Consider the following 13,594-nt stretch of genomic DNA (forward strand, 5'->3'; position numbering starts at 1 on the left):
GGCTTTACTGCCACGCATAGGTGCGCACGAAGGCCGCGGCGGCGTGTAAATCAGGGTACAACACCCGATCCTGCGATACGAAGGGTACCTTCTCGCGGAAGTGGGCCATTACCTGTTCCAGGGCGGCACTGGTGCGAGCGGGCTGCCGGAATGCCAGGGCCTGGGTGGCGTTCAGTAGCTCAATGCCCAGCAGTTGCTCCACGTTTTCTACTACCCGGCGGGCCTTGGTGGCGGCATTGGCCCCCATGCTCACGTGGTCCTCCTGGCCGTTGCTGCTCACTAGGCTGTCGACGGAGGCTGGCGTACAAAGCTGCTTGTTCTGGCTCACGATGCCGGCGGCCGTGTACTGCGGAATCATCAGGCCCGAGTTCAGGCCGGGCTCCGCGACCAGGAAAGGCGGCAGGCCCCGCTGCCCGCTGATAAGCTGGGTGGTGCGCTGCTGGGATATGCTGCCCAGCTCGGCCGTGGCAATGGCCAGCATATCCAGGGCCAGGGCCAGGGGCTGACCGTGGAAGTTGCCTCCACTCAGGATGGCGTCGTCCTCGGGGAACAGGTTGGGGTTGTCCGTTACGGCGTTGCACTCGGTTTCTACTACCTGCTCCACGTAGGCCAGCGCGTCGCGGGAGGCGCCGTGCACCTGGGGCATGCAGCGGAAGGAGTAGGGGTCCTGCACGACGGTTTTGGCTTGCTGTTGCAGCGGGCTGCCCGCTAGCAGCTCCCGCACGCGTCGGGCCACCGTTAGCTGTCCGGCGTGGGGCCGAATCCGGTGCAGGCGCTCATCAAACGGCTCACTGCGCCCATCGAAGGCTTCCAAGGACAAGGCCCCAATAACATCGGCGGCGGCCAGCAGGCGGCGGGTGCGCAGCAGGCAATGCACGGCGTAAGCCAGCATAAACTGGGTGCCATTGAGCAAAGCCAGGCCTTCCTTGGCTTCCAACGTCAGGGGCGGCCAGCTAAACAAACTCATGGCATCCGAGGCGGCAAGGCGGTAGCTTTCGTAGTTCACCTCGCCCAAGCCCAGTAGTGGTAGGCAGAGGTGGGCCAGCGGGGCCAGGTCGCCGCTAGCACCCAGAGAGCCTTGCTGATACACCACTGGCAGCATGCCACGGTTGTAAAAATCGAGCAGGCGCTGCACGGTGCTCACTTGCACCCCGCTGTGCCCGTAGCTCAGGCTTTGGGCCTTGAGCAGCAGCATGAGCCGTACCAGCTCGGCCGGCACTTCCTCCCCGGTTCCGCAGGCGTGCGACATCATCAGGTTCACCTGCAGCTGCTGGCGCTGCCCGGCCGGAATGGCTTGGTTGCACAGGGCCCCAAAACCCGTATTGATGCCGTAAATAGCCGCATCCGGGGTGCGCTCCAGCCGGTCGTGCAGGTACCGGTGACAGGCGGCCACGCGCTGCCGGGCTTCCTCGCTGAGCACCACGCGGGCCTTGGAGTGCAGCAATTCCCCGATGGTTGTCAGGTTGAGGCGGGTAGAAGGAGTGAGGGCGAAATCCTGGGCCATGGGGGCGGAAGTGAGTGGGGCGCCTGCGTGAGAAAAGCGGCTAAATGAAGGGGGCAGCCGGTAGCTAAGGTGTACTACCGAGCCAGTTCGGCTACTACATCTTCCAGGGAAAGAGCGCGTTCCTGACCCGAAGCGAGCGTTTTAAGCTTGAACTGACCCGCCGCGCGCTCCTCCGGGCCCTGAATCAGCACGTAAGGAATTCCCTTGGCGTCGGCGTACTTAAACTGCTTGCCCAGCTTGCCGGCTTCGGGAAACAGCTCGCTGGGAATGCCGGCCTCACGCAGCTGCCGCAGTACGGGCAGCACTGCCATTTCGCTTTCCTGGTCGAAATTAGCTACTAGGCAGCGGGTGGTAGTGGCCACCGCTTCCGGAAACAGGTTCAGCTCCTCCAGGCAGTCGTAGAGCCGGTCCACCCCGAAGGAGAAGCCTACCCCCGACACGCCCGGCAACCCGAAGGCACCGGTGAGGTTGTCGTAGCGGCCGCCGCCCGAGACGCTGCCCATGTTCACGTTGTTGATCTTGATTTCGAAGATGCAGCCCGTGTAGTAGCTCAGCCCGCGGGCCAGGGTCACGTCGAACTCCAGGTTCTGCCATTTCGTAAAGCCGAAGCTGCGCAGGTACTCCAGCACCCGTGCCAGGTCCTGTAGGCCCTTGTAACCGTCGGCGTTGTCGGGCTCCACGGCGGCCGTAGCAAAGGCCGCCAGCAGACGTTCTAGCTTTTCCTCGAAGTCGCCGCCTACCCCCAGCAGGTCAAACAGCCGCTCCGTGGCCTCCGCGGAGAAGCCCCGGCCCAGCAGCTCTTTCTCTACCCCGTCGCGCCCAATCTTATCCAGCTTGTCGATGGCCGTAAACAAATCAACCTCGGTGCCTTCACCGCCCAGAGCCTGGTAGAACGCGCCCAGCACCCGGCGGTGGTTGATTTTGATGGTGTGCTCGGTGAGGCCCAGCGTGGTCAGCACCTCCGACATCATCAGCACAATTTCTGCCTCGCAGAGCAGCGAATCGGTGCCCACCACGTCGGCGTCGCACTGGTAAAACTCGCGGTAGCGGCCACGCTGGGGCCGGTCGGCGCGCCACACGGGCTGAATCTGGTAGCGTTTGAAGGGAAATACCAGGGTATTGCGGTTCATGACCACGTAGCGGGCGAAGGGCACCGTTAGGTCGTAGCGCAGGCCCTTCTCGGCTACTTTGGGCAGCAGGCGCTTGCTGCGGTTGTCGGCGGCCAGATCATCGGCGGTAACATCCTTGGCAAAGTCGCCGGAGTTCAGGACTTTAAACAGGAGCTGGTCGCCCTCCTCGCCGTACTTGCCGGTAAGCACCGAGAGGTTTTCGAGGGTAGGGGTTTCGAGCGGGGCGTAGCCAAACTTCTCGAACACGCGGCGGATGACGCCGAAAATATAATTACGGCGGGCCACTACGGCGGGGCCGAAGTCGCGGGTGCCGCGGGGAATGCTGGGCTTTTGGGCGCTCATCAGGAAAATCAGAATGCGGAAATACGGCCGCAAAATTCGCGGTTTGCATTGGATTTTCCGGAAGGCCCTTTGCAAAGACCTTTTTAAGCGCCGGTTTCCTTACAAAGAGGCGTTGGCGTTACCGGTTTGCACGGACTGATCTTGACTGAAGGTGAAGTCGATTTCCTGCATGGCGTCTAGCAGGGAAGGTACCAACAGGGGCTGAGAAGCGGCGTCGAGGAACAGAAAGTGGTGCTGGGCGGGCTGGGGCACGTGGCACAAAATCAGGCGACGGTCCTGGGCATGCAGCATGAAGGCGTAGGCCAGCAGCAGATCAATCACGTCCTCGGAAAGCGAATCAACCAAACTTAAGTCAATCAGAATGGCGCCTTTGTCGCTGCGGCTGGCCCGGTGCAGGGCCCGGGCTAGCTTTACTTCGTTGGGAGAGGAAGTGTCTGGGGAAAGAATGAGCAAAAAACCATTCGGCAGCACTTCGCGGTGGACATCTAACATGGCCGATATCTATCGGGGATGGGTTGGGACAGTAGGTAATACTGTGGTTACCCCCACGAAAGTTCTGCGTGAAAAGCAGAATAAGTAGAACTTTAAAGTTGGATGTATCAGCGTACTACGTTGGAATTGCGGTTAAAATTGACACAATAGGACATAAGCTCAACCAGAGTCCCCACGCCACGGTAGCCAGGACTTGCAGGTCAATGAAAAATAAGTCAGGAGTCCGTTTCGTCGGAGCCCGTGAAGGGCACTCTACTCCTAACCAGCCGCCCTGGCCCGCACGAATATCCGGCAACTAGTTTTTGCTTGTTGCCTAATTGGCTTACTCAGGGCTTGAAGTGAGGAAGGGGCAGAGCTACGGCTTCGTGCGGCGGGCCTGGAAAAGTACGCTGGCGGCTAACGGCGCCTTTAACGCTGCCCGGATTCCGGCCTGCCGAAGGCCCCGGTTGGTCCAGTCGTTGCAAGTGCGCAGGGCGTGGTAGCGGCCCCGGGCCCGGAAGAAAAAGTCCACGGGCGAGTAGCCGGTTGGCTGCCGCAACTGCATGTGGTTCAGGCTGTCGGGGCGGAAGGAGCGTTGCACGTAGGCGGCTAGGGTGCGGTACTGGTCGGGAGAGATGCGCAAGGGCACTACCCGCGCCCCGGAGTCGGGGGCAGCACGGTAGAAATCAACGTGCATGAGAGTCCGGGACGGGAACAACGCCCCTAGGACGGCTTTCGGCCCCGGAAATTTGCCACCCATCGAGCCCAGGTAAAAGCCTTCGTTGCCCCAGCCAAAGGCCACGTAGGGGTAGCGGGCGAAGCGCGCCGTCAGGGCCGGCTGGCTGAGCGTCTGGAGCCAGTCGTGGCCAGTGCGCGCCTCCCGCATGGGCAGCACCACATCGGTATGAAAGCCGTTGGATACCACGAAGATGGTTACCCCGTCGGGCGTCTGCCGAAACTGGCGGTTTAGGGGCACCACTGTTCCGGTCAGCAGCAGGAGCACAAGGGCAGCAATAGCCGACATAAGCAAACGAAAGGCAAGGAAAAGAGAAGGTAGGCGCATCAGCCATAGGAGCTATACTAGCTGCGGCTTGATACGCATTTCCCGGTCGAGTAACCCCTGCCAGGTGTAAACGCAACGGGCCAGCCAGCAGCCCTCCGCACTGGAAGCTGCTGGCTGGCCTTGTATACTGGTGAATTACTACCTATCCTGAGTTGTGGAGTACCTAAGACCGGGTGCGCACTACTGGGCGGCGCGGCTCAACGGCTGCTACGGCGGCAGTGCGCTTGGCCCAGGCCTGCCGGTCGGCGCGGGCTACCTGAGGCATGGTTACTGGTACTAGCACCATGGTGCCCAGCGCATGCTGGGTGCGGGCCTGGTGCAAAGTCACGGCGGGCCGAAGGGCGTGGTAACCCAGTACCGTGGTGCGCACCACGTAGCGGCCCAGGGGCAGGCCCGTCGCCCGAAAATGGCCCTGGGCATCGGTTTCTACTGATTTCATCAGGCGTCCATCGGAGGCCCGCAGCACCACCACGTAGGAGTGCGGAATGGGCTCCTGGGTTTGCCCATCGAAAAGGCGGCCCGATACCGTACCGCGGTTCGGAGTGGAGCCGGCCTGCACAGGCAGTTGAGGGCCCGCAACGAGAAGGGAAAAGCCCAGCAGGGCACCGGAAACAAAGGAAGTTTTCATGGTAGTACGGGAAAAGAAAGGAAAAGGAGTGGCCCTCGCCGGGCCGAAGAAGGGCCGCGGTTCCGTTCCGAAGATGCCGGCGAGGGTCAGGAAAAGCAGGGTAAAACGTCGAGCCCAATGGGGTAGGCTAGCAAGAAGCCAAGCCCGGCTGGGTCGTGCGCCCAGATAATCGGCGCGGCGGGGTTCAGCAAGAACTCACTACGCGCCAGGCAAACCAGAGTGGCTGGCACGGAAGAATATACTATGAATAGCTAGGGGTAACGGGGTAGCACTTCCGGTAGCTGGTAGTGCGCGGCGGCTACTTCACGGCGTAGGTCCGGGGCATGCGCCGGGCGGTGGAGGCCAGCGTGGTAGATATTACCGCGTTGGACTGCATCCGCTGCACTTGATCCAGGGCGGTGCCCAGCATCTGAGCAACGCGGCGGTGGGTAGCCCGGTTTTTCAAAGGGTTCAGGCAAATACCGCTCAGCCGCTCCTGGTACAGTTCCTCGTGCTGGTCGTTGTAGAATCGAACCACGGTGTAGTCGGGGCGCTTGGGGTCCGTTTCCAGCATCCAGTAGCCCGATTTAGCAATAACGGGCGCTTCGCTGTACGACGTGGTTTGGGCCAGGGCCAGGGAGGCGGGTAGCACCACAAGAGAGGCGCAGAGGATACCGAGACGGGAAAGCAGGGAAGTTTTCATGAGGATTAGTAGGAAAAAAATGGGCACAACAAGCCACTCGCCGGCTGGCCAACGGGCCTGCCGAAACACGGAAGCAGCAACAACGCAAGAGGAAAGCCAGGCCCCGCAGTGCAGCCGGAAAGGCAGCGCGAGGACAACGCCCAGCCGGCAGGAGCGGCGGGCAGCTTCAGCGGGCGGGAGGCCATGACGGTACCGGGAAGCAACGTCGCCGCGGGGTGAAGCAGGAGCTGTAAAGAGCAGCAGAAGTAGCGAGCTATCTGCCAGATAGTAGGTTGGGGAGCAGGTACTTAAAAGATGGAAGCGGCGGTAGAAAGGATGCCTGAGGGATAAAAAATATGTTGAATATTTTATGTTGTTTTCGCCGGTGCGGGTAGTGTCTGTCAGGGTAGCAGTGCGTGCGGCGGTGCGCCTTAAAGACCGTTGCTGCTGTGAATACCGCGCGTTGAGCCGGTCGTTACAGCAAATCGAAAATTTATTTTTCAGTTGCTGGCCCCAGCTAGCCGCCGAAGCCGCCCCCACCGCCCTGAGGCTGGTTTTCAATCTTTTTCGGGGGCTTGTTGGAGCCCAGGTACCAGCTGAAACCCAGGTAGCCCACCCGCGACTCCCACTTGTTGTAGTACTCGGCCCGGAAGTTTTCCGTGAACGACTCGGAGCGGTTGCGCTGGGTGTTGAAAATGTCCGATACGCGCAGGGTCAGGGCGGCGCGGTCAGTGAACAGGCGCTGGCGCAGGGCCACATCCACGGAGCCCACCGGCGCCACCCGACCCTGTGCCGTTACGGCGGCGGCGCGGTAGTTACCCGTAAGTTGCATGTCCAGCTTGGGGGTAGGCGTGAAGGAGTTCATCACGCGGGCCGTGCCCGAAACAATGCGGCGGTTGGCTTCGTTGCCGGTGGCCGCCGTTACGGTGTTTTGGAACAGGGAGCCACTGGCCGTCAGGCGCCACCACTTGGCTAGGGGCTGGTTCAGGGAAACCTCCGCGCCGTAGCTAGTAGCCTGCCCGAAGTTGCGCACGTACTGGGCCGTAATAACCGCCCCGGCCCCGTAGCGCTGGGTGGCTTCCTCGTCTACCCGCACCAAACGCTGAATGGTGTTGTCGGTGTGGCGGTAGAACAAGGTCGACGTCAGCGAAGCCTGGCCCATGCTCACTTGGTGACCCAGTTCAAAGGCGTTGATGTACTCAGGCCGCAGCGTGGGGTTGCCAATGCGGTAGCTGCGCTGGTCCTGGTAGAGCGGGAAAGCCAGCAGCTGCATGAAACCGGGCCGGTTCAGGCGGCGGGAGTAGCTCAGCTTCACGCGTTGGTCTTTGCCGGGCAGGGTGCGCTCCACGGTGGCCGAGGGGAACAGGTTCAGGTAGCGCAAACGGAAGGGGCCGTTGCCGTTCAGCACCTCGCCGCTGGTGTGGGTGTACTCGGCCCGCAGCCCGCCCTGCATGCGCCACTTGTTGATTTCCTGCTGATAGGTAGCGTAAGCGGCCTGGGTCAGCTCCCGGAAGGTGTACTCGTAGGAACGGTCGGGGAGGCGGTCAAAGGCGGGGCCGTCGGCCTGTTGGCGCAGGAAATCGTCGGTGCCGCCGTTGCGCTGGTATTGGCCCTTGAAGCCGGCGTCAACGCGGGCCTTCTCGCCCAAGGGGTGCACGTAGTCGAGTTGGCCGGCCACGGCGTTCAGGCGCACATCCAGGTCTTGCTGCCACTCACGCAAATCAGGGGAGCCCTCGGTATTACGCTGGGCCACGACCACATCGGCGTTCAGAAAGGTGTAGTTCACGCTGCCCGTCAGCTCCCGGCCCTTGTGGGCCTCCCAGGTGCGGCGGTAGTCTACGGAGGCATCAATATTGTCGATGTTCTCCGTGACGCCAAAGGTGCTGCCAATCCGGGCCGTAGTGTCGCCGCTAAGGGTGGCCAATTGGTTGCCGGTGTTGCGGCTGCGGTTAAAGTTGGGTTCCAGCGTGAAAGTCAACGACTGGCCCGCGGGGAGTGTGTAGTCGAAACCCAAGCGGCCATTGTAGCTCTTGCTGTGGCGCAGGTTGGTGCCCTGCTGGTAGGTACGCAGACTGCGGTTTTCCAGGGTCGTGTACTGGTCGCTCCACATGCGGCTGCGGTAGTGGTCGTCGCGCAGGTCGAAGGAGCCAAACACGTTGAGCTTGCCCGTGCGGCGGTTGAGGCTCAGGCTGGTATTATACTTGTCGCGGGTGCCCACGTTCAGCACGGCTTGGCCGTTCCAGCCGTCTTTTTTCTGCTTTTTCAGGATGATGTTGAGCACCCCACCGGCCCCGGCGGCATCGTAGCGGGCCGAGGGGTTCGTGACAACTTCCACCCGCTCAATGCTGCTGGCCGGAATCTGCTCTAGGCGGTTGCCGCCGGCCCCGCTGTTGGCTGAGTTGCTGGGCTTGCCATCAATGAGAATGGTGATGTTGGAGGAGCCGCGCATGCTCACGGTGCCATCGGGGGCTACCGTTACGGAGGGCACGTTTTGGAGCACGTTTACGGCCGTGCCGCCCACGCTGCTCAGGTCTTTTTCTACGTTAATTACCTTCTTGTCTAGGCTTTCCTGCACGGCAGCCCGCTCGCCCTGCACCGTTACGCCAGCCAGCTGGGTAGCGGTAGATTTTAGCTTCATGGGGCCCAGTTGCAGGGTAGGTGTGGCGCTGGTGAGGGCTACCGTGCGGTGCAGACCCTGGTAGCCCACCGCCGAAGCTTTCAGCAGGTAGTTACCCATGCCCAGCTTCTCCAGCGCAAACCGGCCATTCTCAGCGGTTTCGGCCCCGGCCACGAAGCTCGAATCCTGAGCCCGCAGCACGACGACGTTGGTGAAGGGTAGCGGCTGCCCGTTGGCTTGGTCGAGCAGGGTGCCAGAAATGGAGCCAGCTGGTTGCTGCTGGGCCGCGGCGGCCAGGGGAAAGAGCATAGCGAGGAACCCCAGGCCCCGCAGGGCCCGGCCGGAAGACAGGGAGGTAGTCATAAAAAGGGAGTGGTTGGGGACGAATCGGGCAAGGAGAGGCCGTGCCCGGCGGCCGCGGTTCCGCTGGGCTGGCATGGTTGCCAGAAATTCAGACACGAAAAGCAGGGGCTCCAGGCAGCAATTGCGGGGAGGCCAGGCAACCAGAACACAAGCGCCGCGGCGAGAAACAAACGTTTCCGGCTAGCGACCCAGCACCCGGCCCGGTTGGCCCACGGTGGTGGCTGGCAGGTACCGCAGCAAGCTCAGGAAAGGAGCTGCGCCGCGGCAGAGAGTTCAGCTAATCAACAGTCCAAAGGTAAGCGAAGGTACTATGTAAAGCAAGGTACCTGTAGAAATTATTTTTTGATTCGATGAAAACCTTGTGTTTTGCTGTAAGCTGGAAGACGGAGCCCCACCGAATAACCTGGACTATGAGCGGCCGCGGCGACAGTGGTTGGCTACCAGGAGAATAGATGCACGGCGAGAAACACCCGTTGCCTGACCAGCAGAAAATATCTTATCAAACTGATATAGACAGGTATGGATAGCGTAACGTCCGGCAGAAGCGGAACCGAAGTAGCGTGTTTGGCTGACGTTATGGTAGTAGGTATCCTGCTGGGTAAAGTGGAAGCATCTCTACCGCTTCACTGCTACCTCGTGAAGTAGCCAGAGGTAGTGGTACTTCGGCTGAGCGGAGGCCAAATCGAATCGTACCGTTTGTTCTCAATTTGGCTACCGTTTCAATGGCAGTGGGCGAGATGCTTCGGCGTGGCGGGCTGCAGTAGGCTTTTGCTTGCCCCGCTCGGATACTGCACTGCCTTTCGTTTTCGAACAGCTTGTCCATTCTTGGACATATTTTGTAAAGCGCTGTTTTTATAATTGGGGTGTAAGGCATTGAATATCATTTATTTATACACTTGGCATGTTGCTTGGCTGACCCTATAGGAAAACCTTCCTTTCCTGTACGAAAATGGACAGAGCTATACCTACTGCAACCCTGAACCGCCGCCAGCGCCGCCGGTGGCTGCTAGGGCTGGGCGCGCTGGTGTTGCTGACAGCGGGGCTGCTGGCCTTCCGCCGCGTGCTCAAGCCCAGCCTGGAGCGCAACACCGTGCTAACGGCCCGCACCGAAACCGGCAACGTGGAAGCCTCCCTTACGGCAGCCGGCGTCATTATTCCGGCTCACGAAGCCGTCATCACCAGTCCCATCCAGAGCACTATCCGCCGGGTGCTGGTAGCCGTGGGCAGCAAGGTGCAGCCGAACCAAACGATTCTGGAGCTGGACCGGGAACTGACCAACACGGCCCTGGCCAAGCTCCAGGATGAGCAGCAGCAGAACCGCAATAAAAACAGCCAGCTCCAGCTCACCCTCGAAAAAGCTCTGAACGACCTTCGCTCCCAGGAGCAGGTGCAGCAGGTGAAAGTTCGCAGCCTGCAGTCGGCCCTGCGCGACGAGCAGTACCTGCTCAAAATTGGTGGCGGCACCTCCGAGAGCGTGCGCCAGGCTGAGCTAAGCCTAAAAGTGGCCCAACTGGAGCTGCAGCGCCTGGCCGAGCAAATTCGGAACCAGCGCGCCGCCAATGCCGCTGATGTGCGGGAGCTGGGCTTCACCCTACAAATTCAGGAACGCAGCATTGCCGAGCTGGCCGGCAAGCTGCAGCAGGCCAACATTAGCAGCCAGCAGCCGGGCGTGCTGACCTGGGTAAACGAGAACCTAGGTAGCACCGTGCAGGCCGGCGACGCCCTGGCCCGAGTGGCCGACCTGAGCCGCTTCCGGGTGCGAGCCACCATTTCCGATGCCTACGCCGACGCCCTGCACCCGCAGGACCCAGTCGTGATTCGCGTGAACGGCACCGATTTGCGCGGCACCATCACTACCGTAAGCCCGGCCGTGGAGAAGGGGGTAGTCACCTTCTACGCCGCTCTGGCCCAGGACCATCACCCGGCCCTGCGCTCCAATCTGCGGGCCGATGTGTTTGTAGTTACCAAGGCCCTGCACAACGTGGTGCGCGTGAAAAACGGCCCGTTTTACAAGGGCGGTAAAGAGCAGCCGGTGTTCGTGGTGAAGGAAGGGAAGGCGGTGCGTCGTACCGTGCAGTTCGGGGAAAGCAACTTCGACTACGTGCAGATAACCGGCGGCCTCAGCCCGGGCGAGGAAGTCATCGTGTCCGATATGAAGGACCACGTGGATACGCCCGAACTCACCCTCAACGATTAGCGGCGCCATGAACCGGATATTTCCTGTCATCTGGACTGTAGAGCTGCGTATTCGCGCCTCCTCGTTGCTGAGGTTGTTTACCTGGAATCGTTCTGGGTCAGTCGTGCAACAGTTAATCACTCAACGACAAGGCGCACCTGGGCGCCTCGGCAGCCTGCTAGTGCTGCTGGCTGTTCCCGCGCTGGCGCAGAGCCAGCCTTCTACTTTATCGCTGAATCAGGTTATTGAGCTGGCCCTAAGTCAGTCGGCCGCCGCCAAGCAAACCCAAACTACTCGCGACAAAAGCTACTGGGAGTGGCGCACCTACCAGGCCAACTACAAGCCTCAGCTAGGGCTGCAAGGCACCTTGCCGGGCTTCAGCCGCGTGATTACGCCCGTGGTGCAGCCCGATGGCACCACCGACTTCCGGGCCGTGCGTATCAACAACTCCAACCTCGCCTTGTCGGTAAGCCAGAACATTGGCCTGACGGGTGGGCAGATTTTCGTGGCCTCCGAGGTGCAGCGCTTCGACGACTTCAACGGGGGCCTGAAGCGCTACAACAACCAGCCCGTAGCCATTGGCCTAACCCAGCCGCTCGGCATGTTCAACGGGCTGAAGTGGGCCCGGCGCATTGAGCCACTGCGCTACCAGGAAAGCCAGCGCCAGTACCTAGAGGAGCGTGAGGGCATTGCCCAGCGCATCACGGAGCTGTATTTTGACGTGTTGCAGGAGCAAGTTAACGCCGAGGTAGCCAGCCAGAACGTGCAGGCCAACGAGGAGCTGTTGCGCATTGGCAAGGAGCTATACCAGCTCGGCCGCCTTTCCCAGAGCGACCTGTTGCGCCTGGAGCTAAACCTGCTGAATGCCCGCCAGGCCATGGCCCAGGGCCGACTAGACGCCCAGAATGCGGCCGTGAATCTGCAGAGCTACACGGGTCTGCGGGCCGATGCTCTGCGCCTGGTGGTGCCGGCCGCCGCGCCGCGGCTGGTAGTACCTGCCGAGCAAGCCCTGAGCCAAGCGCGCGAAAACCGCAGCCAGGTGCTGGCCTTTCGGCGGCGCTTGTTGCTGGCCGAGCGGGAGGTAGCGCTGGCCCGGGGCACCACGGGGTTTCAGGCCACGCTGGCGGCGAATTTGGGCTACGTCAATCAGGCTGGCAATCTGTGGGATACCTACGCCGCCTTGCAAAACCAGCAGCAGGTACGCCTCACGTTTGCCCTTCCGCTGGTAGATTGGGGCAAGCAGAAATCCATCGTGAAAACGGCGGAGCTAACCCGCCGCCAGGTGCAAACCGATGTGGCGCAGGAGGAAGCCTCCTTCGAGCAGAGCGTGCAGGTGCAGGCCACCCAGCTTGCTACCCTCAGCGAGCAGCTGGACCTGGCCGCCCGCGCCGATTCTCTGGCCCAGCGCCGCTACGACATTGCCCAGGCCACTTACAAAGTCGGCCGCATCAGCCTCACCGACCTTACCATTGCTTCCGCCGAAAAGGACCAGGCCCGCCGCACCTACATTCTGGCCCTGCGCGCGGCCTGGGTGGCTCACTACCGCCTCCGGGCCCTCACCCTTTACGACTTCGAGCGGCAGCTGCCCCTCACGGCTCAGTAAGCACCAAAAACGGCCGTTGTTTTTGTCTGCCATGCCACGCGCAAGACGCCCTTCAATATCGAACACCCTGTCCGGAACCGGACAACTTTTACTAAAGCTACAATTTGGGATTTTGATGTAAATAATTGAAAAACAGATTAATATGAAGTTGGCATCTTGCTTGGCAACACCACTATAGCCTGGGTAGCCTACTGCCCAATACCGGACAACTCTTTCGCAAGCCTTTCTCACTTTTCCTACCCTCGACCTGCTCATGGAAAACATCCTCGCCCAATCGGCCGTGCGGCCCCTGGCTACCAGCGCACCGCTGGCCGCTACCTCCCAGCCCGTTATTCAGCTCCGCGACATTGAGAAAGTCTACCAAACCAAAACCATTGAAACCGTTGCTCTGAACCGGGTAAACCTGACCATCAACAAGGGCGAGTTCGTCTCGATTATGGGGCCGTCGGGCTGCGGCAAGTCCACGCTGCTTAGCATTATCGGGCTGCTGGATGAGCCAACCAGCGGCATTATTGAAGTGGATGGTCGCCCGGTGCAGTCCTACTCCGACAAGGAGCTAGCCGCACTGCGCAACCAGAAAATTGGGTTTGTTTTCCAGAGCTACCACCTCATCAACGACCTCTCGGTGCTCGATAACGTGGAGCTGCCTTTGCTGTACCGCGCGGGGGTAGGCGGCCGGGAGCGGCGGGAGCGGGCCTACGCTGCCCTCGACAAGGTAGGGCTGAGCGCCCGCACCAACCACTTTCCCAGCCAACTTTCCGGGGGCCAGCGCCAGCGCGTGGCCATTGCCCGGGCCTTGGCCGGCAACCCCGAAATCATTCTCGCCGACGAGCCCACCGGCAACCTCGACTCCGTGATGGGCGAGGAAATCATGGAACTGCTGCTGGGTCTCAACCGCCAGGAGGGCACCACCATTGTGATGGTAACCCACGACGAGCAGCAGGCCCACAAAACCCAGCGCCTCATCCGCTTCTTCGACGGAAGCCAAGTTCAGTAAATGGTGAAGTTGTGAAAGGTGAAGTTGTGCAAGCGCTAC

Annotated in this window: 10 protein-coding genes; 3 read left to right on the forward strand and 7 right to left on the reverse strand. The window is 61.1% G+C overall.

Going from position 1 to position 13,594, the window contains the following annotated elements:
- Positions 1-4 precede the first annotated feature (4 nt).
- From hutH to MWH26_RS06620, 7 genes are all read right to left on the reverse strand, one after another.
- Positions 5-1,504 carry a histidine ammonia-lyase gene (gene hutH, locus MWH26_RS06590; RefSeq protein ID WP_247976581.1) on the reverse strand — a complete coding sequence of 500 codons (1,500 nt, stop codon included), beginning with the start codon at positions 1,502-1,504 and terminating at the stop codon, positions 5-7.
- A gap of 74 nt (positions 1,505-1,578) precedes the next feature.
- Positions 1,579-2,976 (reverse strand): histidine--tRNA ligase, encoded by a 1,398-nt coding sequence (gene hisS / locus MWH26_RS06595; RefSeq protein ID WP_247977065.1) that lies wholly within the window; start codon positions 2,974-2,976, stop codon positions 1,579-1,581.
- Between the two features lie 99 nt (positions 2,977-3,075).
- A complete protein-coding gene (locus MWH26_RS06600; RefSeq protein WP_247976582.1) occupies positions 3,076-3,468 on the reverse strand; it encodes an STAS domain-containing protein in 393 nt (130 codons plus the stop codon).
- A 355-nt stretch (positions 3,469-3,823) separates the two neighbouring features.
- Positions 3,824-4,471: a TIGR02117 family protein gene (locus tag MWH26_RS06605; protein ID WP_247976583.1), complete on the reverse strand. Its 648-nt coding sequence runs from the start codon at positions 4,469-4,471 to the stop codon at positions 3,824-3,826.
- Between the two features lie 202 nt (positions 4,472-4,673).
- Positions 4,674-5,138: a carboxypeptidase-like regulatory domain-containing protein gene (locus MWH26_RS06610; protein WP_247976584.1), complete on the reverse strand. Its 465-nt coding sequence runs from the start codon at positions 5,136-5,138 to the stop codon at positions 4,674-4,676.
- A gap of 298 nt (positions 5,139-5,436) precedes the next feature.
- A complete protein-coding gene (locus MWH26_RS06615) occupies positions 5,437-5,820 on the reverse strand; it encodes a hypothetical protein (protein ID WP_244695813.1) in 384 nt (127 codons plus the stop codon).
- Positions 5,821-6,316: 496 nt separating this feature from the next.
- The gene (locus MWH26_RS06620) at positions 6,317-8,779 is read right to left on the reverse strand and encodes a TonB-dependent receptor (protein ID WP_247976585.1); all 2,463 of its coding nucleotides are present in this window, start codon (positions 8,777-8,779) and stop codon (positions 6,317-6,319) included.
- Between the two features lie 949 nt (positions 8,780-9,728).
- On the opposite strand from MWH26_RS06620, the gene MWH26_RS06625 reads away from it, so the two are divergent.
- The 3 genes from MWH26_RS06625 to MWH26_RS06635 all read left to right on the forward strand — a co-directional run bounded on the left by MWH26_RS06625 (position 9,729) and on the right by MWH26_RS06635 (position 13,555).
- Entirely contained in the window at positions 9,729-10,976 is a 1,248-nt protein-coding gene (locus MWH26_RS06625) for an efflux RND transporter periplasmic adaptor subunit (RefSeq protein WP_247976586.1), read from the forward strand.
- A 103-nt stretch (positions 10,977-11,079) separates the two neighbouring features.
- A complete protein-coding gene (locus MWH26_RS06630) occupies positions 11,080-12,558 on the forward strand; it encodes a TolC family protein (protein WP_247976587.1) in 1,479 nt (492 codons plus the stop codon).
- A 253-nt stretch (positions 12,559-12,811) separates the two neighbouring features.
- A complete protein-coding gene (locus tag MWH26_RS06635; protein WP_247976588.1) occupies positions 12,812-13,555 on the forward strand; it encodes an ABC transporter ATP-binding protein in 744 nt (247 codons plus the stop codon).
- Positions 13,556-13,594 lie beyond the last annotated feature (39 nt).

Origin of the sequence: Hymenobacter sublimis, from assembly GCF_023101345.1 — a bacterium.
Taxonomy (GTDB): Bacteria; Bacteroidota; Bacteroidia; order Cytophagales; family Hymenobacteraceae; genus Hymenobacter; species Hymenobacter sublimis.